Below are 23,215 nucleotides of genomic sequence, written 5' to 3'. Positions count from 1 at the left end.
ATCACGCAATACTGTTACTCTAGATTCTAATACTGACCGATCGTTCAGGAAGGAATTGTGTCGATGTCGATTGCCCAGACTACCGTGGTACCCAGTTATATTGCCGGAGAGTGGATCAGCCCGGATGCCGGGGAGGGCACCAAGGTGCTTGATGCCAACACAGGTGAGCATATTGCCACGGTGAGTTCCGCGAAGCTTGATGTCGCCGCCGCCCTGGACTACGGGCGCAGCGTCGGGCACCGCGAACTGGCTAAACTGTCTTTGCATGAGCGTGCCCTGAAGCTCAAGGAATTGGCGATGTATCTCAATGATCGTCGCAAACAGCTCTATGAAGTCTCCTTCCGTACCGGGGCCACCAAGCTGGATTCGATGGTCGATATCGATGGTGGAATCGGAGTCCTCTTCACCTTTTCTTCCAAGGGCCGGCGCGAATTGCCGAACTCTAATGTCATCATCGATGGCGCAACCGAACCACTGAGTAAGGACGGCTCCTTTATCGGGTCGCACATCTTCACTCCGATGGCCGGTGTTGCTGTGCAAATCAACGCCTTCAACTTCCCGGTTTGGGGGATGCTTGAGAAGTTTGCACCGGCCTTCATTGCCGGGGTGCCGACCATCGTGAAGCCAGCTACTCCCACCGGATACCTGTCCGAAGCAGTAATCCGGATGATGCTCGATTCCGGTTTGTTGCCCGAAGGTTCGTTGCAGTTGCTTTCCGGTTCGGCTCGTGACGTGCTCGATCACATGGACTACCGTGACATGGTGGCGTTCACCGGTTCGGCCGCAACCGCCACCCGGCTCAAGGAACACCGCAACGTGATCGACGGGGGAGTAAAGTTCACCGCCGAAACCGACTCGCTGAACGCGGCCATCCTGGGTCCGGATGCGGTGGAAGGTACCGCGGAATTCGAGGCTTTCGTCAAGGCTGTGGTCACCGAGATGACTAGCAAGGCTGGGCAAAAATGTACCGCCATCCGCCGCAGCATCGTTCCACAGAACTTGGTGGATGCAGTGATTAAGGCGGTCGGTGAGCGCATTGAGGCGCGTACCGTCATCGGTGACCCGCGTGTTGAGGGTGTCACCATGGGGGCACTGGCTTCCTTAGATCAGTTACGCGATGTCCGTCAGGCTGTGCAGGATCTACTTGATGCCGGTGGCGAGCTGGCTTATGGCAGCCTAGATGCGCCGAAGGTGCGGATTAGTGAAGAGCAGACCGCGGCGGTCGCCGAGGGCGCCTTCATGTCCCCGGTAGTCTTGCGCTGGGACGAGCCGCAGAACCCGATCTTGCATTCCCGTGAGGCTTTCGGGCCGGTTTCCTCGGTAGTTGGTTATCAGGATCTGGATGAGGCGGTGGAATTGGCTGCCATGGGGTCGGGCTCGCTGGTGGCTACCGTATGTACCAACGACCCCGAGGTGATGCGCACCTTGACGGTGGGGATCGCCGCGCACCACGGACGCGTGCATATCTTGAACCGGGAAACCGCGCGGACCTCTACCGGACACGGCTCCCCGGTGCCGCACTTGGTGCACGGTGGGCCAGGTCGTGCCGGTGGCGGCGAAGAACTCGGTGGTATCCGTTCGGTGAAGCACCATATGCAGCGCACCGCCGTGCAGGGTTCACCAAATATGCTCACCGCGTTGACCGGGGTCTGGCACACGGGGGCTGATCAGCAGATCGCCGGTAGCGAAACCTATGGGGCGAAGCCTGAGAATGTACACCCCTTCCGTAAGTCCTTGGCCGAGCTGAAGATCGGGGATGCTTTTGCCTCGGAACTGCGTCAGGTCACCTTAAAGGACATCACCGATTTCGCCAACGAAACCGGAGATACTTTCTACGCGCACGTGAATCAGGCCGCGGCCGAAGCTAACCCCTTCTTCCCGGGAATTGTTGCGCACGGTTACCTGCTGGTCTCTTGGGCGGCCGGGCTCTTCGTGCAACCCGCCCCGGGACCGGTGCTGGCCAACTATGGTTTGGAGTCGCTGCGCTTCATCACCCCGGTGGGTGTAGATGACTCGATCCGTGTCACCCTGACCGCCAAGAAGATCACCCCGCGCGTCACCGACGAGTACGGTGAGGTGGCTTGGGATGCGGTGCTACATAACCAGAACGACGAGATCGTGGCCACCTATGATGTGCTCACTCTGGTGGAGAAGACCGATTTGACCTACGCGAACTGGGAGAGCTAAACCGCTAAGGTGCCCCCGCTCTATCCGGTGGGGGGGTACCTTTGCTCCGGTGAACGAACGAACCCCTTGACCACACCACGGGTGGTCAAGGGGTTCGTTGCTGGGGAAGCTGCAGACGGTCGGTTAGTTAGCTTCCGAAGCGGTGGCCACTTCGGTGGTGGCAGCCGATCGCTTGGGCAGGGCGCGCCAAGCCCACCAGCCGTACAGCGAGGCTAAGAACATAAACACCCAAGTGCCCAAGAGCGCTAGGGCCGGGTTGTTATTGAAGATGGTCACCACATACACCGCCGAAGCCAAGGCCATGAGCAGCCAGCCCGGACGCAGTCCGCAGGCAATCAGCGCGAAGGAAGTGATCACCAAGGCCTCGGAAACGAAGGACAACCAGATGACCGAGGTTCCGGAGCTAAAGGCAAAGCCGGTGGTCAACATCTCACCCAAGTGCAATGCGGTTAATGCCAGCACACCGATCAGGGTCAGGACGATCGGTGCGACCCCAAAGTTCCCCAAGGTCACCTTGCGGGTGAACTTGCCCTGAAATTCGAAGCGGGAGAAACGCCAGAGCCCGAAGATCGCCAGCGCGAAGTACGGCAGGGCGTAGGTGAGTAACATCAGGTCGTATTGCAGAGCAATGACCATTGGCCCGGCGAAGACTGCAAGCATCTGCGCCCACCACCCCAGATCATTGCGGTGCGCCAGCAACAATGCGGCGCTTACCGAGAGTAAGGCGCTGAGCGAGAACAGGGCGACCTGAGTACCGGACTCGGTGCCCGGCAGCTGTGAGAAAAGGTTAAAGAATAATTCTTCCACGACACTACTTAGCTTGAACGGGTGTTGCTGAATGGACAGTGGTCACCCACGTACCCCCACGATGCTATATCCAAAACCTGTGAAGCTACTTTTTCGCCGCTTTTGATTGCAGACCTTCAAACACCATGGAGATGGCGTCTTGCTCCAGCATCGAGGCGTTCAGCGGGCCGTCTTCACGATACCAATCAACTACCGAGTTGATCATGCCAAAGAGCAGACGGGCCGTGGCGCGGGGTTCTAAATCCACGCGTAGCGTCCCCTCGGTTTGTGCCAAGGTCACGAGCTCAGCCAATTTATGATCCAACTCGCGGCGGCGTGCCAGAGCCGATCGTTCCAGCTCGGTGTTGCCACGTAGTCGCAGCAGCAAGGTGACGTAGGGGCGCTTCGCAATGAGGATCCGGAAGGTTTCGCGCAGGAACATCTCTAAACGTTCATCGGCGCTACTGTGGGGATCTGGTTCGGCATGAACTACCGCTTCCAAGGGGATCAACGCTTCATCGAGGGCCAAACGCAGGAGATCTTCCTTGGATGGCACGTGGTGATAAATTGCGGACTTGCTGATTCCCAGACGGTCAGCGAGTTTGCCCATGCTGGTGGCGTCGTAGCCATGCTGATTAAAAAGTTCTACCGCGATGGTCAGTACCGTGTCCTGGTCGTAGCCGGGACGGCCGCGCTTCGCGGAGCTAGGGGTGAGGTCGATAGCAGGCATGGTTCCTCGATTATCCCATGGGGTGAGTTAAAACCGCGGGGTGTGAAAGCAAGAACACATCCTTGCTTCACACCCCGTTTGGATTGACTTAGTCGTTGCGCTTGTCGTAAATACGCTTGAGCTTACCCATGGAGCGTTCCAAGCTTTCTGGTTCGAGCACCTCCACGGCACAGCTGGAACCGACGTGGATCTTAATCAGCGCAGCTAATTCCTTACTGGCGGTAGCGACCTCGTTAGCGGTGGCGTCCATTCGCCGCTCCACTTTTACCGCCAGCTGATCCATGCGACCAGGGCGGGTGAGGACCAGCTGGAAGTGTGGTGAAAGTGCTGGTACCTTCAGGATCAATTCCTCGATCTGGCTGGGGAAGAGGTTGACTCCGCGCAAGATGATCATGTCATCGCTGCGGCCGGTGATACGACCCATGCGACGATGTCCGGGACGTGCGGTACCGGGCAGGAGGCGGGTTAAATCATGCGTACGGTACCGAATGATCGGCAACGCTTGCTTGGTCAGCGAGGTGAAAACCAGCTCACCGTGTTCCCCGTCGCCCAGCACCTTGGTGGCATCAAAGGCGTCCAGAATTTCAGGACGGAAATGATCCTCCCAGATGTGGCTGCCATCTTTGAGTTCATTGGATTCGCCGGCTACTCCCGGACCCATCACCTCGGACAATCCGTAAATATCGCAGGCATCAATGCCGAACATCTCTTCCAGTTCGTGGCGCATTTCCTCGGTCCACGGTTCGGCACCCAGTACCGCAACTTTGAGCGAGGTTTTGCGTGGATCCACTCCCATCCGCTGCATTGCATCTCCAATGGTCAGCAGGTAGGTGGGGGTACACAGAATCGCGTCGGGTTGGAAATCACCGATCAAAGTGATCTGCTTTTCGGTCTGTCCGCCGGACATCGGGATCACGGTGGTGCCCAGCCGCTCCGCGGCACCGTGCGCGCCCAGGCCTCCGGTGAATAGCCCGTAACCGTAGGCGTTGTGGACTTTCCAGCCAGGCTTCACCCCGGATAGGCGCAGGCAACGCGCACCCAGCTTCGCCCAATCATCAAGATCCTGCTGGGTGTAACCGACCACGGTGGCCCGACCGGTGGTTCCGGACGACGCATGGATTCGGGCGACTTCATGTTGCGGCACGGCAAACATGCCAAAGGGGTAAGACTTGCGCAGATCTTCCTTCTCGGTGAAGGGGAACAAAGCCAGATCCGACAATTCCTTTAAGTCGCTCGGGTGCACTCCGGCAGCATCGTATTTCTGCTTGTAGTACGGCACGCGCTCATATGCGTAATGCAGGGTTTCTTGCAGGCGGGTGAGTTGCAGCGATTCGATCTGATCGCGGCTCATCGTCTCTTCGGGATCCAACGGATTGGCTAGCTCGGCTCGGATGGTGCTCTGTGGCGTGTTGCTCTGGGACATGCTCAAATCTTTCGCTCGTTGCTGGTCGGGGAAGTGTTTAGGCAGGCTTGGGGATCGTGCGCGACCGACCGCGGAAGATCGCTAACACCTCATCCTCGCCGCTAGGGGTGGACTGGGTTACCGTGATGTCGTACACGCCGCTTCGGCCCTGCTGTGCCACGCGTTCGCCGCGGGCCGTCAAGGTGCGGCCGGGGATGCCAGGCTTGAGGAAGTTGATATCCACACCGGAGGCCACGGTGATGGTGTCGGCTGATCCTTCGGCGGGGTTGCAGCTCAGCGCAAAGGCAGTGTCGGCCAGAGCGAACACCATGCCGCCGTGGGCGATGCCAAAACCATTGAGCATTTCTTTGCGTAGCTGCATGCTGATCGTTGCGGTGCCATCCCCCACAGCTAAGAGCTCTAAGCCCATCCACGCAGCGGCGTGGTCGTCGGTCAGGATTGCGTGGGACAGAGATTGTGTGGTTTGTGTTTCGCTCATGGACACCCCTAGGTGAATTATTTACCGAACGATCATTAGGTAATACTGAATTGTGACTCAAGTCAAGTTGTAATGTCCAGTATTTCCCGCCGCTTTGACCGGAAAACGTCACGATCCACGGCTTGCGGGACGGTGGGAACTGCGGTGGTTTCCGGCGGATCGCGGACGGGTTTCCGGGTAGCGAAGTCGAAGGAAATATCGCGCTGGTTCATGACTCGACGGATCGGTCAGCAGTAACTGCCAGCATGTCCTCGGCTGGAGCCGAAAGGTCTCGGGGAGACAAAAGGGAAACGGCCGGTGGGACCGATGAAGTTTTTCATGGGTCCCACCGGCCGTTTCGCTGAAGAGTAGTCTGGCTACTGTTCGGCTATGCCGGGCGCTGCGGATTTAATCCCAAGGCATCCAGCGCAAAGGCGTAATCCCAGGCTCGGGTCTTCCACGCTTCATAGCGGCCCGAGGCACCGCCGTGGCCACCTTCCATCTCGGTCTTCAACACGATCGGGGCACTGCCGGTGCTCACTTCACGCAGCTTTGCCACCCACTTGGCCGGTTCCACATAGAACACGCGAGTGTCATGTAAGGAGGTGACCGCCGCAATTCGCGGATAGCTCACAGCCTGAATGTTCTCGTACGGGGAGTAGGACTTCATGTACTGGTACACGTCTTCGTCCTCGATTGGGTTACCCCACTCTTCCCATTCCAAGGCCGACAGCGGCAGCTCCGGATCCAAGATGGTGGTCAGCGCATCCACAAACGGAACCTGAGCAATAATCCCCGCATAGAGCTGCGGAGCAAGGTTCGCGACCGCTCCCATCAGCAACCCGCCAGCAGAGCCGCCCAAGGCAACGATGCGCTGCGGGTCGGCAAGTTTGGCCTCAATCAGATACTTCGTAGCATCGACGAAATCACTGAAGGTGTTCTTCTTATTCAGCTTTTTACCCTGCAAGTACCACTGACGACCCAGTTCACCGCCACCGCGCACGTGGGCCACGACAAAGATCACCCCGCGATCAAGCAGGCTCAAACGCGGAATGCTGAAGCCCGGATCCATGGACACCTCGTAGGAACCGTAGCCGTAAATAAGCACCGGATTCGGCGCGCTCAGATCCAGATCGGCGCGATGCATGAGCGTCAACGGGATCTTCGTGCCATCGGTTGCGGTAGCCCAGTGCCGGGTAGCGCGATAGTTCGCCGGATCGTAATCATTCACCGGCGTCTGCTTGCGCAAGATCAGCTCATTGGTCAATAGCTGCAGATCGTACACCCGTGCCGGAGTGAAATCCGAGGTGTAGGACAGCCGCACCAACGGGGATTCGAGGTTCGCTACGGTGGGGAAGGCCGTGAATAGCTCTTCTTCGAAAGCTGGTTCGCTGGCCGGTTGCTGCTGCTCGGTGCCCAATCCCGCTAAGGGGATCAGTTGGACACGCTCACAGGTGTCGCGGCGCACCGAGAGCACCAAGTGCGTGGCAGTCAGCGAGGTACCTTCGACCTTCACGGTTTGTTCGTGCGGCACGACACACTGCCAGGCGGCCGGATCTGCGTTCGTGCCCAACTGCGCACGATCAGCCAGCGAAACCATATTGTTTGGCGCTTGGAAGTCGTGAGTGATCAGTACCTGTGACTCGTTCCCGGGTAATAGGTCAACTCCGTGCAAGAGACGCAAGCTGCGCGGCACTAGCAGTTCGACGGCGGCTTGCGGGTTGGTCAGATCCAGCATGCTGGTTTCCGCATACTCAGAGTTGCCACTGGAGATCAGCAGGGTCTGGTGATCCGCGCTGAGCTCACAGCCCAGCCACATGCCCGGATCGTCCTCTTGGAAGATCACCTTGTCCTCGGCTGGATCACTGCCCAAAACGTGAGCCTTGATTTGGTGGGGGCGCCAGGTCTCATCCACCACTGAATAGAACACCGTGGAGGAGTCCGGGGAGAACGCCAGCCCGTAGAAGACACCCGGGATGACGTCTGGGAGCAGTTGGTTGGTTTCCAAATCCTTGATGTACAAGGTGAAACGTTCGTCCCCGGTGGTGTCTACGCAGTAAGCCAAGAGATTGCTTGGCTCATTGATGCTCATCCCGCCCAGCGCGAAGAAAGTTTGCCCTTCGGCCAACGCGTTGCCATCAATCAGTACCTGTTCACCGGGAAGTGCAGCCTGCGGGTCAACCTGCGGGGGAGTCCAGTCTGTGCTGTCATTTCCGGTGGATTCGGCCTTCACTCGGCTATGGATGCTATAAGGCTTACCCTCCACCGAGCGGGTGAAATACCACCAGCCGCGGCGTCGCGCCGGAACCGAGAGATCGGTCTCCACCGTTCGAGCCTTAATCTCATCGAAGATCGCGGTGCGCAATTCTTCCTGATCCGCGGTGATGGCATCGGTGTAGGCGTTCTCCGCGTGAAGATGCTGCAGCACTGCAGGATCTTGTTTCTGACGCAGCCATTCATAGTCATCGGTAAAGGTGTCGCCGTGGTGGGTGCGGGTGGTCGGCACGGTGGCGGCCACGGGAGGCTGAAGAGTTTTCGAATCCGGATTCATGCTTCCATCTAAACCCAGGAATCCGCGCAGCGAGGCAAACTATGCCTAGCGCGGACAAAAACCATAACAGGTGAAATCCCGATTCCCCCGTTTAGATGCTATCTTCGCCCCCGCAATGGGCATAGGGTGAAAATCGATAGGTTTACGCAGGACAGTGAGGAAGCAATGTCAGCGAAGGAGTTAATCTAGGTGAAAAAGCACAATGAAAGCGTCGGGTTCACGCGGTGGAGCAGGTGGCTGGCCACCGTTGTGCTCGCCGCGTTGGCCCTCGTGGTGGGGGTGCCCAGTGCCCTAGCCCAACCCGCCGATGAGGGTGTCGAAGGTCAAACTTTCGTCATTGGTACCGACACGACATTCGCCCCGTTTGAATTCCGTCAGGATGGCGAGTTGGTCGGCATCGATATGGATCTGTTGCGGGCGATTGCCGAAAAGCAAGGCTTTGAGGTGGAGATCCGCTCATTGGGTTTCAACGCCGCGTTGCAGGCATTGACCTCGAATCAGGTTGATGGCGTGATCGCGGGCATGTCGATCACCGATGAACGCAAGGAGGTCTATGACTTCTCCGAACCGTACTTTGAGTCCGGCGTGCAGATGGCTATTGACCGCAACAATGAAGAGATCACCGGCTATGAAGATCTAGCCGGTGAAACGGTGGTGGCCAAGACCGGTTCCGAGGGCGAGTCCTACGCTAAGTCCATCGCCGAAGAATACGGCTTCAGTGTTCAATCGCTGGACCAGTCGGCCACCATGTACGAATCAGTGAAGGCCGGAACCGCGGTGGCAGTCATTGATGACTATCCCGTATTGGCCTACGGCATTGCCCAAGGCAACGGACTAAAAACCGTCACGGATAAAGTACCTGGCGGGTCCTATGGCTTTGCGGTGAACAAGGGACAGAATACCGCTCTGCTGGCCGCCTTCAACGATGGTCTGGCCGAGTTACAAGCCAGCGGCGAATATCAGCAAATCCTCGATAAGTACTTGGCAGATCCGACCGCGGCGGCCCCGAGCACCTTCTGGGACCTGCTCACCCAGTCCCTCCCGGCGTTGATGAAAGGCCTGTCCAACACTCTGATTGTGACCGGAATTTCCTTCGCCGTGGCGATGATTCTGGGGTTGGCCTTCGGTTTCCTCAAACTCTCCCGGAATATCGTGCTGCGGGGGCTGGCGACCGGCTTCATTAACCTTTTCCGCGGTACCCCGATTCTGGTGTGGGCGTTCTTCTTCTACTTCGGACTTGCTCAGTTGATCGGGCAGACGGTCAATATCTGGGTGGCCGGTGTGCTCACCCTGTCGCTGAACGGTGCTGCCTATATCGCCGAAATTGTTCGTGGTGGTATCCAATCGGTTGATCCAGGGCAATTGGAAGCCTCGCGCTCACTGGGTTTGGGGTACGGCAAATCCATGCAAAAAGTGGTCATTCCGCAGGCCTTTAAGATCATGACCCCGTCATTGATCAATCAGTTGATCATCATGCTCAAGGACTCCTCGCTGCTCTTGGCCATTGGGTTTGGTGAACTGCTCTACCAAGGACAGCAGATCTACGCAGCGAACTTCCGGGTCACCGAAACCCTGTTGATCGTGGGCATCATCTACTTCGTGGCCATCATGGCCCTGACTAAGCTGGCGAACGTCGCCGATCGGAGATTCAACAAATGAGTGAGGTAACGGCGCCGGTTCAGCGCGCACCGAAGATCGAGGTTAAGCAACTGCGCAAAGCCTTTGGCAGCAATGAGGTCCTGCAGGGGATCGACATGGAAGTGGCTGAGGGTGAAGTGGTCTGCGTGATCGGACCTTCTGGCTCCGGTAAATCAACGCTCTTGCGCTGTTTGAACAAGCTGGAAGATATCACCGGTGGCACCGTGGTGGTGGATGGCTTTGATGTCACCGACCCGAAGGTGAATATCAATGAAGTGCGTCGACATGTGGGAATGGTCTTTCAGCACTTCAACCTGTTTCCCCATATGTCGGTGGCCGAGAACATTATGCTCGCCCCGGTGGAGCTGAAGAAGTTGAGCAAGGCCGAGGCCCGGAAGCGAGCCCTAGAACTTCTGGAGCGGGTGGGTCTGAAAGAAAAAGCCGATGCCAGGCCAGCATCCCTATCCGGTGGACAGAAGCAGCGCGTGGCTATCGCCAGGGCACTGGCTATGAGCCCGGGAATTATGCTCTTTGACGAAGCCACGAGCGCATTGGACCCGGAAATGGTCGGGGAAGTGTTGCAGGTGATCAAGGAACTGGCCGAGGAAGGGATGACCATGGTGCTGGTGACCCACGAGATGGGCTTTGCCCGTGAGGTTGCCGATCGGGTGGTGTTCATGGCCGACGGGGTGGTGTGTGAAGCTGGGCCACCGGCCGAACTTTTCGGCAATCCTCAGCAGTCCCGCACCCAGGACTTCCTCTCCAAGGTGCTCTAGAACAGCCAGAGAACCACTGCCCGGTGTGCTTGTCGTCTACGTTGTGACAAGACCACCGGGCGGTGGTTTTTAACCGCTATTCAATGCTGGCGCCAGATAGTCAGAGACTGCCATCGGGCTGGTGCCTTCCGCGAAAAAAGTTGAGAGATAAACCATATCACTTAAAGGTTCAATAAAATATGGTCAGGGTGGAATCTCGAAAGGTCCGAAAGGGTGATGTAAGAAATCTTGAGGAAGTACCAATGGCAAATAGCATCCAGACCCCGGCAACCACTACCGCTGCGCGCACCATCTTGCGGGTGGTGATCGGCTTTCTCTTTGCGGCACATGGGTGGCAAAAGTATGTGCAATTTACTCTTGAAGGAACCGTCGCCGCGTTTGGGCAAATGGGTGTTCCGCTGGCCAGTGTCGTCGCTCCCGCGATGGCCACTTTGGAGCTGGTAGGCGGTATTGCGCTGGTGCTTGGGGTCTTTACTCGGGTCTTTGCCGGGGTGCTGGCTCTGGGGATGATTGGTGCGGCTGTACTGGTGCACGCTCCAGCCGGCGTGTTTGATGAAGCTGGCGGTTTTGAGTTGGTGGGCGCGCTGGGTGCTGGCGCTCTGGCCATTGCCCTGGTTGGTCCGGGTCGACTGTCGGTTGACCGAACCATTGCGGAGCTGCGCGCATCCAAGATTGTTGAACGCGCCGCAGTCGAAGTCTAAGCTTTTCGCAGTATCTGTGCCCTCGACTCCTACAGGGAGTTGGGGGTGCTTTTGCCTTTAACCGCGAACGTGTCGTGTGGACTGCCAAAGTGACGGGTTGTGCGCTGCTGATGTTGACGTGACGCGCGGCACGAGCATATACTGAACGAACGGTCGGTAAATATCTTTGACAGCAGTGAGGTGAACCATGGCCGCAACCACACAAAACGATGCGAAGTTGAGCGCCGTTCTAAGTTATGAAGAGGAACAGGCTCAGGCCCGTTTCGACGCCATTATCGATGACGATTCACGTATCGAACCACGGGACTGGATGCCCGAGGCGTACCGCAAGACTTTGACCCGCCAGGTTTCTCAGCACGCGCACTCCGAAATTATCGGCATGCAGCCCGAGGCCAACTGGATCACCCGTGCCCCGTCGCTCAAACGCAAGGCAATCCTGATAGCTAAGGTGCAGGACGAGGCTGGACACGGTCTGTACTTGTATTCCGCAGCCGAGACCTTGGGTACCGCCCGCGATGAGCTCAACGACCAGTTGCTCACCGGCCGCGCTAAGTACTCCTCAATTTTCAATTACCCGGCACGTACCTGGGCTGACATGGGAGCCATCGGCTGGTTGGTTGATGGCGCTGCCATTGCCAACCAGGTGCCATTGTGCCGTGCGTCCTATGGCCCGTACGGCCGCGCCATGGTGCGTATCTGTAAGGAAGAGTCCTTCCACCAGCGTCAGGGATTTGAGATTCTGCTCGCGCTTTCTCGCGGTACCGAGGCACAGAAAAAGATGGCCCAGGATGCCATCAACCGCTTCTACGAGCCTGCGCTGATGATGTTTGGCCCACCCGATGAGCAGTCGCCCAACTCGAAGCAGTCCATGGCGTGGAAGATCAAACGTTTCTCCAACGACGATCTGCGTCAGCGCTTCGTGGGCATGATCGCCGAGCAAGTGAAGGTTCTGGGGCTGACCCTGCCCGATGACGAACTGCGCTTCGATGAAGAAAGCGGCCAGTGGCTCCACAAGGAGTTGAACTGGGACGAGTTCATGAGCGTGATCAAGGGTGGCGGGCCAATGAATGCCAACCGGATGGAACGACGTCGTGCGGCGCACCGTGAGGGCGCTTGGGTTCGGGAAGCCGCCGCCGCATACGCAAACAAGCAAGCAAAGAGTGAGGTTGCCTAACAATGAGCGATAAGAACATCTGGCCATTGTGGGAAGTGTTCGTGCGTTCCTCGCGCGGACTGTCGCATGTCCACGCGGGGTCCTTGCATGCACCGGACGCCGAAATGGCCGTTCGTAACGCCCGGGATCTGTATACCCGCCGTAATGAAGGTGTATCGCTGTGGGTTGTGCAGTCCGATGACATCATCTCCTCCGATCCGGACTCCAAAGATCAGTTCTTTGAATCACCCAAGGGCAAGGATTACCGTCACGCCACGTACTACAAGGCCAGCGAAGGGGTGAAGCACCTGTGAAATCAGACGAATTGGATGCAACACTGGACAGCTTCGGTGATGCGCTGGCCTCGGCTACCCGGGTCACCCCGGGTAACGCACTGCGCCCGGAGGACATCGCCAAGGATGGGGTCAAGCCGAGCGAAGAAATCGCTCAGTACGCGTTGCGCCTTGGTGATGACTCGCTGATCCTGTCGCAACGGATGGCGCACTGGGTTTCCCGTGCCCCTGAGCTAGAAGAAGATGTTGCCTTGGGTAACATCACCCTGGATCTGCTAGGTCATGCTCGCTCCTTCCTCACCTATGCCGGACTGGCCTGGGATAAGACCGAAGATGATTTGGCCTACTTCCGCGAGGAAGAGGATTTCACCTCACTACACATGGTGGAACAGGACAACGGTCACTTTGGTGTGACCATCATCCGGATGCTGCTGGTGGCCAGCTATCAGTACCTGCTGTACCGCGAACTGATGGAATCGAAGGATGCGACCCTCGCAGGCATTGCTGCGAAGTCGGTCAAGGAAGTGGACTACCACCGCGACCATGCAATCCAGTGGACTATTCGTCTGGGTCGAGGAACCGAGGAATCGGCGGCCAAGATGCGTCACGCACTGGAAATCCTGTGGCCGTATGTGCAGGAAATGTTCACCGATGAGCCGTTGCACGATCAGCTCGAAGGTATCGCTGTGCGTCCTTCGACTCTGCGTGAAGCTTGGGATGCCCAGATTTCTGAGGTACTAAGCGAGGCCGGACTGGAAATTCCTACGGTTCCGCAGGCCATGTGCAGGGGGCGTCAAGGGGAGCACTCCGAGTACCTCGGGTTCATCCTTGCCGAGATGCAGGTCTTGGCACGCAAACACCCCGGGGCAACCTGGTAAAGCAAGCTAAAGAAACCAAGCGGGTGAGGGACGATGAGTGAGCAGATCATCTCAGCAGATAACGAGAAACTCAATGCGCTGGCCGCACGGGTGAACGATCCGGAGATCCCGGTACTGAGCATCGCGGATCTGGGGATTCTTCGCGGAACCGAGCAACTGGAGGATGGCACCGTACAGGTGACCATCACACCGACCTATTCCGGCTGCCCGGCCATGGACGTGATCACCCAGGATCTCTACGAGGTTTTTCAGACCGAAGGGTATGAAAAAGTTGACGTGAAGCTGGTGCTCTGGCCAGCCTGGTCGACAGACTGGATGAGTGAAGACGGCAAGCGCAAGCTCTCCGAATACGGCATCGCTCCACCCACCGGCACCGGCCACCGCGGCCGAATCACCCTCGGGATGAGCGTGAAATGTCCGCGTTGTCACTCGCTGAACACCAAGGAACTTTCCCGCTTTGGTTCCACCGCCTGCAAGGCACTGTACTCCTGTAACGACTGTTTAGAACCCTTCGACTACTTCAAGGTGCTTTCATGAGTGAACAAACCACACCTACGCGTCGGCGTGCTACCTTCCACCGACTGACCGTATCCGAAGTCCGCCGACTGACCAAGGACTCGATCGAGGTCACCTTCGCTATTCCCGCGGAGCTCTCGGAAGAATATGACTACGTTGCCGGTCAGTATGTGGCGTTGCGCAAAGAGTTGCCTAACGCCGACGGCGAATTACAGGAGGTTCGCCGTTCCTACTCGATCTGTGCTGCCCCGACCGGCAGTGAGATTAAGGTAGCGATCAAGCGTGACCTCGGTGGTCTCTTCTCTACGTGGGCGAACGAAGAGCTCGCCGCTGGGGAACAGATCGATGTGATGAGCCCAGCCGGTGCCTTCATTTCGAAGCATAAACTGACTGGAATGAATGACCCGAAGAGCGTGGATACCGTTAACCAGGACCATTTTGTGGCCGTGGCCGCCGGTAGTGGCATCACCCCGGTCTTGGCCATTGCTCGCACCATCTTGGAAGCCAACGAGAACACCCGTTTCGATCTGATCTACGCCAATAAGGCCGCGATGGACGTGATGTTCTTGGAAGAGCTGGCCGATTTGAAGGACCGCTACCCGTCCCGGATGGCACTGCACCATGTGCTCAGCCGAGAACAGCGTATCTCCCCGCTGCTTTCGGGCCGTATCGATTCGCAGAAGCTCACCGCGCTACTCAGTTCCGTGATTCGCCACCAGAGCGTGGATGAATGGTTCCTGTGCGGACCGTTCGAACTGGTGCAGTTGGTGCGCGATCAGCTGACCGAGTTGGCGGTTCCGACCGAAAAGGTCCGCTTCGAATTGTTCACCACCGGTGAGCCAAATCGTCCGCAGGGACAAATCGGCCGTCCCGTGGATGTCAGCGATGATGAGGAAAGCTACCAGATCACCTTCAAACTCGATGGCTTGCAGGGCGAAGTTAAGTCTCCGGTGCGCACCAACGAAACCGTTCTCAACGCCGCCTTGCGGGTACGTCCGGATGTTCCCTTCGCCTGTGCCGGTGGTGTGTGCGGTACCTGCCGGGCCAAGGTGACCAGTGGCAGCGTCAAGATGGCGGAGAACTATGCGCTGGAACCGGACGAAATCGAGGCCGGCTACGTGCTGACTTGCCAGTCTCACCCAACCAGCGAAAAAGTCGCTGTCGACTTCGACGCCTAGGACCGGTAGCCAATGATTGATTTTTCGGTAAGTGAGGGTGTAGCTCACGTAGTGCTCAACGCCCCGCACAAAATGAACTCACTGGACGAAGCCGCGTTGGCCGAACTCTCGCAAGCCTATGATCAGGCGGCGCAGCAGGTCGCCCGTGGTGAGGTGCGGGCACTATTATTGCGCGGTGAGGGCCGTGGGTTCTGTGCCGGGCGGGATATTTCGACGGTGACCCCGGCAGATGATGACGTGATGGGGTACCTCGATGGCAAGGTCCAACCCTTGCTGGAAAAAATGTCAGCATTTCCAGCACCGACCTTCGCTGCGGTTCAGGGCGCCTGCTTGGGGGTGGGCCTAGGCCTGGCTGTGGCTACAGATGTGGTGTACGTGGCCGAAAATGCCAAAATCGGTTCCCCTTTCGCCAATTTGGGCGCCACCTTAGATTCCGGCGGACATTGGCTGTTCACCGAACGACTCGGTGCACACCGCACTCTGGACTTGATCTACACCGCGGAACTGATCTCCGGGGCCGAAGCCGTGAACTCGGGGCTCTTCTCCCGAGCCTTTGCCGCCGAGGAGCTCCTCGAGCGCACCGAACAGATCGTTGCTAAGGTCGCCGCCGGAGCTACCCAAGCCTTCGTTGCCTCCAAGGAACTAGTCGCCGAGATCCGCGATCAACGCGTAGGTCTCTGGCAGTCCATGCGCGCAGAGAACAAGGCTCAGGCCGCCTTGTGCGACACCGCAGACTACGCCGAAGGCTTCAAAGCGTTCCAAGAAAAACGCGCACCGGAGTTCACCGGACGCGGCTAAACACCAACACCGATAGCAGACCCCGGGTCACCGCCTCAAGGCGGTGACCCGGGGTCTGCTGGTTAACCATGAAATAGACGCTCCACCCTGCCCTAGCCCTTGCGTGGGTTGAGCAGTCCGTTCGGGATACTTCGGGATCAGCTGACAAGCACTTCGGACTGATCCTTCGGAACGCCATTTCCATCGCGGAAGCTATAGACGCTGACGGCCGGTCCAATCACGAGCATAATTCTGGGAACTCAAACGCTCCTACAGCATTTGGCAGGGGAACTTCACGAACTCTTTGCGCTATCGCAGCAGGGGTGGTCTGGTCAATATTCGCGTCACAAATAGTTTTGTGACGTGTAGATGACGCTTCACGACGCCGATTGTTAAGCAATGCAACGTGAAAAACGCCGACTTTATGACTTCATGACCTCTGTCTGGCGTAACTTTTGTGCACGCCACAGCTGAACTTCAGACTTGAATTGTGCGGCCGGTACAGCCGCACACCCCATCCAGAGCGACCGAGAGACCTGGCTCGTTGAAGTCGCAGCAACCACCCGCAAACGGGAGCGGTGCTAAGGCCAGGACCGATGGAGATTGCTAAATTTCGCGCCGGTCCGCTACAGGTGGAGAACCCAATTTCGGGTTCTGCATCCACACACGCAGTCCGTACGACGAATCTAGGCGTAATCCTCGGGCACTAACCGAGAGGAAATTTGCAACTATGCGCACTGCACACTTCGGGCTGAAAATCACCGCAGTCCTTGCCGCTCTAGGGTTGTCGCTCACCGCCTGCGGAAGCAACTCGGGCACCTCTGCTTCAACCACGACGGCCGTCGAAGCAGGTACCCCGGTGGAAGGCGGCACTTTCACCTTTGCTGAAGTTACCCCGATTAATAACTGGCAGACTCAGGCCGCTCGCTTCTATGAGAAGGCCAATGTGCTCAATTCCGTACTGGACCGCCTGACCTACTATGACGTGGAAGCTGGCAAACTGGTCGGCTGGATCGCCAGCGCCTTCGAGGCCAACGAAGCCCAGACTGAATTCACCTTCACAATTCGTGAAGGTGTCACCTTTTCGGATGGTTCGAAGCTTGATGCTGAAGCGGTCAAGCTCAACCTAGACGCCTTGGGTCTCGGGATTGAGCAAGCGCAGATCGCACCAAATGTTGATTTCAGCGCATACGAATCGGCTGAGGTCCTGGAAGGTAATAAGGTCAAGGTCACCCTGAAGCGCCCCGATGCCAACTTCCTGCGGGCAACCTCCTCGGTGACCGCGGGCCTTGTTTCGCCAAAGACACTGGAACTGGATAACGCTGGACAGTCGGCGATTTCAAAGATCGTCGGGTCGGGACCCTTCGTTTTTGAATCTGAGAAACCGGATGAGGAAGTGATCTTCACCAGCCGTGATGACTACGCCTGGGCACCGGAAACTGCTCCAAACCAGGGGGACGCTTACCTAGACACCCTCGTTATCAAGTACCTGCCCGAGGTTGCCAGTCGGGCCGGAGCGGCCCAGTCCGGGCAGGTGGACCTAGTCCGAGGCTTGCAGCCGGTGGACGAACAGGTGCTTACGGCCAATGGTGGAAAAGTTTACGCCGCTGAAGGTGTGGATCTGACAGTTAATCAAGCCGCAGTGCGCATTGGTTCGGGCAAATTAGCTGATGCCAAGGTTCGCCAAGCTCTGCAGGTGGGTATCGACCGTCAGGCCATCAAGGACACGGTGCTTTCGGATAGCTACGTCATTTCCGCATCGGTACTCAACCACAAGGCTCCGGGCTTCGTAGATCTCTCCGCAGAACTGGCGTACAACCCCGAAAAGGCTAAGACACTATTGGATGAGGCGGGTTGGAAGCCCGGTACCGAGGGTATTCGCGAGAAGGACGGCGAAAAGCTGGAGCTGACCGTATCTACCTCCAATAACTCCGTAGTCATCAAACCCGCCTTCGAACTGATCGAGCAGCAGTGGCGTGAGTTGGGCGTCAAGCTGATCAACCGTGCCGCGGACAACACTTTCCTCACCAACGCCTTGGTTGATGACACCATCGAATTTTTTGGAACCCGCCAGTTTGCTTATGGCGGTCTGGGCCCGGTCTACGGTCCAGCGAATAACACCCAAACCTTGAACGCGGACAAGGAATTGAACGAACTGTTCCTCAAGGAACAATCGGCTACCACGGAAACCGAACACCTAGAACTGGTTGAAGCCGAACAGCGTGCCTTGGTCATAGACGAAGCACTTGCCCTGGTGCTGTGGGACGAGGTTCAGGTCTATGGTGCCAACGAATCGGTGAACATCGAATTCACTTCCGGGACCGCACCAATTTTCCAAGGTGCTTGGAAGAGCGAAAACTAGGAGCAAAATATGGGCGGATACATTGCGAAGCGTCTGGGGCAGGCAATCCTCGTCATTTGGTTGGCCTACACAGCAGTGTTTATCGCTGTGCAGGCATTGCCAAACGATCCGGTGACGATCTTCCTGAATTCCGATGCCGCGGCCGATCCAGCCACCATCGCTCAGATGAAGGCCTACTACGGATACGACCAGCCGCTGCTCATCCAGTACTTCACCCAGCTGGTGGGACTGCTGCGCGGGGATCTGGGATATTCCCTGTCCAGCGGCTCGGATGTTGCCACCCGGATCGGGGAGGTCGCCGGTTCCACGCTGGTGTTGGCTGGCAGTGCCTTCGTGCTCTCGGTGCTTTTCGCTCTGCTGATCGCTTCGGCCGCCAGCTTGGCCAGTGGCCAGAAACTGCGCAAGGCGCTGCTGAATCTACCACCTCTGATGGTCTCGATTCCGGTGTTTTGGCTTGGTCTGGTGCTCTTGCAACTGCTGGCGGTGCAGCTGGGGGTCATGTCGTTGTTCCCGGATGGTTCGTTCATGTCTCTCGCGGTGCCGATCTTTGTTCTGGCGGTGCATTTGAGTGCCCCGATCGCTCAGGTCCTGATTAAGAGCGCCCAAGAGGTCAGTAGCCAACCTTTCGTTGATGTGTTGCGGGCAAAGGGGGCGAGTGAATCATGGATCTTCTTCCGGCACACCTTGAAAAACGCGGCCCCGGCGGCACTGTCGATTGCCGGCATAACCATCGGTGCATTGCTCGCTGGCTCGGTCATCACCGAAACCGTCTTTTCCCGAGCAGGACTTGGCCAGCTGATTCTGCAGTCGGTAACCGCCCAAGATATTCCGCTGGTTCAGGGACTGGTGCTTTTGACCGCAGTGGTTTTCACCGGGGTCAATTTGCTGGTGGATCTGATTCATCCGCAGCTTGATCCACGTATTGTCACCGTTTCGAACGGATCACCTCGTTCCTTGGTCGCGTAGGAAAGGAAGAAGAATGAGCCTATTATCTGAACGCGTCGAGCCGTTAAGCGAAGCTAGCGCAGCAGCAACGGAGCCAGTGGTATCCATCCCGCGTCGCAACCGAGTGCTTAGCTGGTTGGGTACCTGGTGGGTGTTGCTCCCTTTGGCGATCTTCGTGGGCTGGGCCATTGCCCCCTTCGCTTTTAGCACAGCGGATCCGATTACCGGGGTCCCTGCCGACAAACTACTTTCGCCGAACGCGGCCCACCCCTTTGGGACCGACCATCTGGGACGTGACGTATATGCGCGCGTAGTTTACGGAACCCGGCAAACCTTGCTGACCGCAGGACTAGCCTGCTTAATCGGTAGTGTGGTCGGGTCGGTGTTGGGGCTGCTGGCGGCCACTGCCGGACGACTTGCGGACTCGGTCGCGATGCGTTTTGTTGACGTGATATTGGCCGTTCCAGCGTTTTTGATAGCGCTGATTTTGGTGACCGCCACCGAACCAGGGCCAGTGTCCTTGGGGCTGGGTGTCGGAATTGCTTCGATCGCCGCTTTCGCCCGACTGGTCCGCACCGAAGTACTGCGGGTGCGTTCCTTAGACTTCGTGCAGGCCGCGCTGATGAGTGGTGGCCGGTACTTCACCGTGCTGAAACGACACATCATCCCGCACATTATCGGACCGGTGCTCTCCTTGCTGGCAGTAGATTTGGGGGCTGCCATCCTTGCGATTTCAGGACTGGGCTTCTTAGGCTTCGGCTCCCCGCCACCTACGCCGGAATGGGGATTACTGGTCTCCGAAGGTCGCCAGTATCTTTCGGTGGCATGGTGGCTGACGACCTTGCCTGGTCTGGTGATTGTCGCTGCGGTCACGCTGACCGCAGTTCTGGGCCGAACTATCAATAAGGCATTCCGCTTTTAGCGCGCCGCGTCGAAAGGAGAGGGAACACTATGAACGCAATGAATCATGTTTCGGACGCGGTGGTTCGTATTGAAGAACTAAAAGTCCATTATGCTCACGGCACGGTAGCCGCTGACCAGATCAATCTGGAAATCCCAGCGGGCCAGATTGTGGCGATCGTCGGAGAATCCGGTTCGGGCAAGTCCACCTTAACCAAGACCCTTATCGGCCTGCTGCCCGCAAGCGCATCGGTTTCCGGCAGCGTACGCTTCGGTGGCACCGAGGTCACCAATCTGTCGCTGAGCGCCTGGCGCAAGCTGCGTGGATCGGGGATTGGTTTAGTTCCACAGGATCCAGGCGCCTCATTGGATCCGGTTAAGACAATTGGTGCCCAGATTATCGAGGTATTTCGATTGCACCCGAGCCGTTCGGTGCCCAAGGCACAGTGGCGTGCCAAGGCAATTGAACTGATGCAAAGTGTGGGGATCGACCGCGCCGAGCAGCGCCTGAAGCAATACCCGCACGAACTGTCCGGTGGGTTAAAACAGCGGGTGCTGATCGCGATCGCCTTTGCCTTGGATCCGCAGCTGCTGATTGCTGATGAACCGACCAGCGCTTTGGACGTCACCGTGCAGCGCACCGTACTGGAGGTCTTTGTTTCGCTAGCCCGGCAAAAGCGGACGACAGTCCTCTTTGTCACCCACGACCTCGCGGTGGCCACCGATATCGCCGACCGCGTGCTGGTCATGAAGTCCGGGCGTATTTTGGAAGACCGCAGCGTACCGGCACTGGTCGCACAGAGCACTGACCCCTACACCAAGGCGTTGCTCGACCAGGCGTATTCGCAGCAGGACCGCCAAGTCGGAGCGGTCAACTTCGCGGACATCGCTATTACCGTCAGTGGCTTGGGCAAAGTTTTTGGCAAAGGGCGCCACGAACACCGGGCGTTGACCGATGTCAGCTTCCAAGTGCAGCGCGGTACCACGTTCTCGCTGGTCGGGGAGTCTGGTTCCGGTAAATCCACGACCGCGAAGATCATCATGGGACTGCATGCGGCTTCGGAGGGCTCTGCGATAGTCAACGGCAGGGAGGTGACTATGCTGAGCGGTAGGCAGCGCTATGACCTCTGGCGTGAAGCCCAACTGGTTTACCAGAACCCCGACTCAGCACTTGACCCGCGTCAGTCGGTCGCGGCGATTATCGCCGAACCAATGGTTAACTACCGGCTCGGTGACGCCCGCTGGCGCGCAGCCCGGGTAGCGCAACTGATGAAACAGGTGAACCTGCCCGCCACCCTAGAAACCAAGCGTCCCGGGGAATTATCAGGTGGTCAGCGCCAACGCGTGGCGATTGCGCGAGCCTTGGCCAGCGGAGCGAAGATCTTGGTGCTCGATGAAGCGTTGAGCGCACTGGATGTGCTGACGCAAGAACAGATTCTCGAATTGCTCGACCGGCTGCAACGCGAAGAGCAACTGACCTACCTGTTTATTTCCCATGACCTGCATGTGGTGGAGCGGATCAGCCACCGCGTGGGCGTGATGCGTCGCGGCGAAATCGTCGAGACCGGCACCGTGTCCGAAATCTATTCGAACCCGCAGCACGAGTACACCCGCACGCTCCTGGCAGCGAATCCGGGAAAGGTCCTGCGTGAATTGGCTGGCACCCGCACTGGGTGAGAAGCCACAAACACTACTTTCTGAATCATCTCAAGGAGTCACTATGAGCGCCGATACCCTAGCTATTTTCCGTCCTACCGCCCAAGCACACAGCGAAGCTGCCTACCAAGAGCTCCGAACGCACTTCGCTGAAACCTTTACCCGCATTGCGCAGGGCGCAACCGAGCGTGAACAGCAGCGCATCCTGCCCCACGAGCAGGTGCAGTGGCTGAAGGACGCTGGCTTCACCACCCTCCGGGTTCCAGCCAGTCACGGAGGGTCACCGATCAGCCATGAACACTTGTTTCGTCTGTTGATCGAGCTGGCTGCCGCCGATTCCAATGTTGCTCACCTGCTGCGCAGCCACTTCTCCTTCGTGGAAACCATTGCCTTGCAGCCCACCGAATTCCAAGACCGCTGGTTCCCGCGAGTCTTGGCCGGGGAAATCTTCGGCAACGCGGCGACTGAACGTGGTGGTAACGCGCTGGGCAGCACCAACACCAAACTGCTGAACACCGAGCAGGGCTGGGTGCTGCGCGGTGAGAAGTACTACACCACCGGCTCGATCTTCGCGGACTGGGTGGTGGTCATGGCCAGCACCGAAGGGGTTGAAGGCCGGCAATACGCGATTGTCGATCGCCATGCGGCGGGCGTAGAGATCCTCGATGACTGGGATGGTTTCGGTCAGCCACTGACAGGAACCGGCACCGCAATTTTCAGCGATGTCGTGGTCCCGGAAGAAAATATTATCCAGCGCAAGGTGGCCTCCACCCTAGAACCGGCCTTCTTCCAACTGTGCCTGCTGGCCGTGCTTGCCGGTATTGGTCAGGGCGCACGTGCCGCGGCCGCCCAGATCGTGGCTGCCCGAACACGCACTTTCAATACCGGTTCTGGCGCATTGTTCAGGGATGACGTGCAGATTCAGGAGCTAGTAGGTCGGCTGGCCGGCAATGTGTTCGCTGCAGGGTCGATCGTAGTGGCTGCGGCTCGCGAGCTGGATGCTGCCGAGGATCAGCAGTTGGCACTGACTCCGGAAGCCGCGTTCTTGCGCGCAGAACTCGCTGTGCAGCAGGCCCACGTGGTGGTCCCGAAGTTGGTGCTGGACGCGACCAGCGAGATCTTCGACGTCACCGGCGCCTCGGCCGTATCTACCTCCAAATCTCTGGACCGTTTCTGGCGCAATGCCCGGACCGTAGCCACGCACAATCCGGTGGCTTTCAAGGCACGATCGGTCGGCGACTACTTCATCAACGGCACGATTCCTACTGGTTTGAATTCCATTGGTGAAGCGAAGGCGGGAAATTAATC

20 protein-coding genes and 1 riboswitch are annotated in these 23,215 nt (G+C 57.9%); of the genes, 15 read left to right on the top strand and 5 right to left on the bottom strand.

What is annotated here, in order from left to right; all coding sequences use genetic code 11:
- The first annotated feature begins 63 nt into the window (after window positions 1-63).
- The gene (gene paaZ, locus ACQQZ8_RS11595) at window positions 64-2,187 is read left to right on the top strand and encodes a phenylacetic acid degradation bifunctional protein PaaZ (RefSeq protein ID WP_431709961.1); all 2,124 of its coding nucleotides are present in this window, start codon (window positions 64-66) and stop codon (window positions 2,185-2,187) included.
- A 123-nt stretch (window positions 2,188-2,310) separates the two neighbouring features.
- Here the strand turns inward: paaZ and ACQQZ8_RS11590 are convergent, their stop codons facing one another.
- The 5 genes from ACQQZ8_RS11590 to ACQQZ8_RS11570 form a co-directional block, all read right to left on the bottom strand.
- Entirely contained in the window at window positions 2,311-2,994 is a 684-nt protein-coding gene (locus tag ACQQZ8_RS11590) for a nicotinamide mononucleotide transporter (protein ID WP_431709960.1), read from the bottom strand.
- 85 nt (window positions 2,995-3,079) lie between these two features.
- On the bottom strand, window positions 3,080-3,703 hold the full coding sequence (locus ACQQZ8_RS11585; protein WP_431709959.1) for a TetR/AcrR family transcriptional regulator: 624 nt from the start codon (window positions 3,701-3,703) through the stop codon (window positions 3,080-3,082).
- Window positions 3,704-3,791: 88 nt separating this feature from the next.
- On the bottom strand, window positions 3,792-5,126 hold the full coding sequence (locus tag ACQQZ8_RS11580) for a phenylacetate--CoA ligase family protein (protein WP_431709958.1): 1,335 nt from the start codon (window positions 5,124-5,126) through the stop codon (window positions 3,792-3,794).
- 37 nt (window positions 5,127-5,163) lie between these two features.
- On the bottom strand, window positions 5,164-5,604 hold the full coding sequence (locus tag ACQQZ8_RS11575) for a hotdog fold thioesterase (RefSeq protein WP_431709957.1): 441 nt from the start codon (window positions 5,602-5,604) through the stop codon (window positions 5,164-5,166).
- A gap of 367 nt (window positions 5,605-5,971) precedes the next feature.
- Complete coding sequence (locus ACQQZ8_RS11570; RefSeq protein WP_431709956.1) at window positions 5,972-8,134, bottom strand: S9 family peptidase; 2,163 nt, start codon at window positions 8,132-8,134, stop codon at window positions 5,972-5,974.
- A gap of 249 nt (window positions 8,135-8,383) precedes the next feature.
- Here ACQQZ8_RS11570 and ACQQZ8_RS11565 point away from each other — a divergent pair, with 249 nt between their 5' ends.
- The 14 genes from ACQQZ8_RS11565 to ACQQZ8_RS11500 all read left to right on the top strand — a co-directional run bounded on the left by ACQQZ8_RS11565 (window position 8,384) and on the right by ACQQZ8_RS11500 (window position 23,213).
- The gene (locus ACQQZ8_RS11565; protein WP_431712185.1) at window positions 8,384-9,793 is read left to right on the top strand and encodes an amino acid ABC transporter substrate-binding protein/permease; all 1,410 of its coding nucleotides are present in this window, start codon (window positions 8,384-8,386) and stop codon (window positions 9,791-9,793) included.
- Window positions 9,790-10,548 carry an amino acid ABC transporter ATP-binding protein gene (locus tag ACQQZ8_RS11560; protein WP_431709955.1) on the top strand — a complete coding sequence of 253 codons (759 nt, stop codon included), beginning with the start codon at window positions 9,790-9,792 and terminating at the stop codon, window positions 10,546-10,548. Before ACQQZ8_RS11565 ends, ACQQZ8_RS11560 begins: the two co-directional genes overlap by 4 nt.
- A 242-nt stretch (window positions 10,549-10,790) precedes the next feature.
- A complete protein-coding gene (locus tag ACQQZ8_RS11555) occupies window positions 10,791-11,249 on the top strand; it encodes a DoxX family protein (RefSeq protein WP_431709954.1) in 459 nt (152 codons plus the stop codon).
- A gap of 187 nt (window positions 11,250-11,436) precedes the next feature.
- Entirely contained in the window at window positions 11,437-12,423 is a 987-nt protein-coding gene (paaA, locus tag ACQQZ8_RS11550; protein ID WP_431709953.1) for a 1,2-phenylacetyl-CoA epoxidase subunit PaaA, read from the top strand.
- 2 nt (window positions 12,424-12,425) lie between these two features.
- Window positions 12,426-12,716, top strand: coding sequence for a 1,2-phenylacetyl-CoA epoxidase subunit PaaB (paaB, locus tag ACQQZ8_RS11545; RefSeq protein WP_431709952.1), 291 nt, complete (start codon window positions 12,426-12,428; stop codon window positions 12,714-12,716).
- Window positions 12,713-13,573, top strand: coding sequence for a 1,2-phenylacetyl-CoA epoxidase subunit PaaC (paaC, locus tag ACQQZ8_RS11540; RefSeq protein ID WP_431709951.1), 861 nt, complete (start codon window positions 12,713-12,715; stop codon window positions 13,571-13,573). Before paaB ends, paaC begins: the two co-directional genes overlap by 4 nt.
- Before the next feature lie 33 nt (window positions 13,574-13,606).
- Window positions 13,607-14,110 (top strand): 1,2-phenylacetyl-CoA epoxidase subunit PaaD, encoded by a 504-nt coding sequence (gene paaD / locus ACQQZ8_RS11535; protein ID WP_431709950.1) that lies wholly within the window; start codon window positions 13,607-13,609, stop codon window positions 14,108-14,110.
- Entirely contained in the window at window positions 14,107-15,267 is a 1,161-nt protein-coding gene (gene paaE / locus ACQQZ8_RS11530; protein WP_431709949.1) for a 1,2-phenylacetyl-CoA epoxidase subunit PaaE, read from the top strand. Before paaD ends, paaE begins: the two co-directional genes overlap by 4 nt.
- 12 nt (window positions 15,268-15,279) lie before the next feature.
- Window positions 15,280-16,065: an enoyl-CoA hydratase/isomerase family protein gene (locus ACQQZ8_RS11525; protein WP_431709948.1), complete on the top strand. Its 786-nt coding sequence runs from the start codon at window positions 15,280-15,282 to the stop codon at window positions 16,063-16,065.
- A gap of 490 nt (window positions 16,066-16,555) precedes the next feature.
- Window positions 16,556-16,647, top strand: a riboswitch (SAM riboswitch).
- 127 nt (window positions 16,648-16,774) lie between these two features.
- Window positions 16,775-18,406, top strand: a complete 1,632-nt coding sequence (locus ACQQZ8_RS11520) for an ABC transporter substrate-binding protein (protein WP_431709947.1) — start codon at window positions 16,775-16,777, stop codon at window positions 18,404-18,406.
- 9 nt (window positions 18,407-18,415) lie between these two features.
- On the top strand, window positions 18,416-19,372 hold the full coding sequence (locus ACQQZ8_RS11515; protein ID WP_431709946.1) for an ABC transporter permease: 957 nt from the start codon (window positions 18,416-18,418) through the stop codon (window positions 19,370-19,372).
- Window positions 19,373-19,385: 13 nt separating this feature from the next.
- Window positions 19,386-20,273 (top strand): ABC transporter permease, encoded by an 888-nt coding sequence (locus ACQQZ8_RS11510; RefSeq protein ID WP_431709945.1) that lies wholly within the window; start codon window positions 19,386-19,388, stop codon window positions 20,271-20,273.
- Window positions 20,274-20,302: 29 nt separating this feature from the next.
- A complete protein-coding gene (locus ACQQZ8_RS11505; RefSeq protein WP_431709944.1) occupies window positions 20,303-21,928 on the top strand; it encodes an ABC transporter ATP-binding protein in 1,626 nt (541 codons plus the stop codon).
- A gap of 43 nt (window positions 21,929-21,971) precedes the next feature.
- Window positions 21,972-23,213: an acyl-CoA dehydrogenase family protein gene (locus ACQQZ8_RS11500; protein WP_431709943.1), complete on the top strand. Its 1,242-nt coding sequence runs from the start codon at window positions 21,972-21,974 to the stop codon at window positions 23,211-23,213.
- The last annotated feature ends 2 nt before the right edge of the window (window positions 23,214-23,215 follow it).

Source organism: Glutamicibacter uratoxydans, assembly GCF_050753455.1.
GTDB classification, from domain to species: domain Bacteria; phylum Actinomycetota; class Actinomycetes; order Actinomycetales; family Micrococcaceae; genus Glutamicibacter; species Glutamicibacter uratoxydans_A.
This window is presented reverse-complemented; position numbering and strand designations above follow the sequence as displayed.

Coding starts and splice junctions, on each gene's coding strand:
- paaD (WP_431709950.1), top strand. CDS start 13,607: ATGAGTGAGCAGATCATCTCAGCAGATAACGAGAAACTCAATGCGCTG.
- paaA (WP_431709953.1), top strand. CDS start 11,437: ATGGCCGCAACCACACAAAACGATGCGAAGTTGAGCGCCGTTCTAAGT.
- ACQQZ8_RS11510 (WP_431709945.1), top strand. CDS start 19,386: ATGAGCCTATTATCTGAACGCGTCGAGCCGTTAAGCGAAGCTAGCGCA.
- paaZ (WP_431709961.1), top strand. CDS start 64: ATGTCGATTGCCCAGACTACCGTGGTACCCAGTTATATTGCCGGAGAG.
- ACQQZ8_RS11570 (WP_431709956.1), bottom strand. CDS start 8,134: ATGAATCCGGATTCGAAAACTCTTCAGCCTCCCGTGGCCGCCACCGTG.
- ACQQZ8_RS11555 (WP_431709954.1), top strand. CDS start 10,791: ATGGCAAATAGCATCCAGACCCCGGCAACCACTACCGCTGCGCGCACC.
- ACQQZ8_RS11525 (WP_431709948.1), top strand. CDS start 15,280: ATGATTGATTTTTCGGTAAGTGAGGGTGTAGCTCACGTAGTGCTCAAC.
- ACQQZ8_RS11560 (WP_431709955.1), top strand. CDS start 9,790: ATGAGTGAGGTAACGGCGCCGGTTCAGCGCGCACCGAAGATCGAGGTT.
- ACQQZ8_RS11585 (WP_431709959.1), bottom strand. CDS start 3,703: ATGCCTGCTATCGACCTCACCCCTAGCTCCGCGAAGCGCGGCCGTCCC.
- ACQQZ8_RS11575 (WP_431709957.1), bottom strand. CDS start 5,604: ATGAGCGAAACACAAACCACACAATCTCTGTCCCACGCAATCCTGACC.
- ACQQZ8_RS11515 (WP_431709946.1), top strand. CDS start 18,416: ATGGGCGGATACATTGCGAAGCGTCTGGGGCAGGCAATCCTCGTCATT.
- ACQQZ8_RS11580 (WP_431709958.1), bottom strand. CDS start 5,126: ATGTCCCAGAGCAACACGCCACAGAGCACCATCCGAGCCGAGCTAGCC.
- paaB (WP_431709952.1), top strand. CDS start 12,426: ATGAGCGATAAGAACATCTGGCCATTGTGGGAAGTGTTCGTGCGTTCC.
- paaE (WP_431709949.1), top strand. CDS start 14,107: ATGAGTGAACAAACCACACCTACGCGTCGGCGTGCTACCTTCCACCGA.
- ACQQZ8_RS11500 (WP_431709943.1), top strand. CDS start 21,972: ATGAGCGCCGATACCCTAGCTATTTTCCGTCCTACCGCCCAAGCACAC.
- ACQQZ8_RS11520 (WP_431709947.1), top strand. CDS start 16,775: ATGCGCACTGCACACTTCGGGCTGAAAATCACCGCAGTCCTTGCCGCT.
- ACQQZ8_RS11505 (WP_431709944.1), top strand. CDS start 20,303: ATGAACGCAATGAATCATGTTTCGGACGCGGTGGTTCGTATTGAAGAA.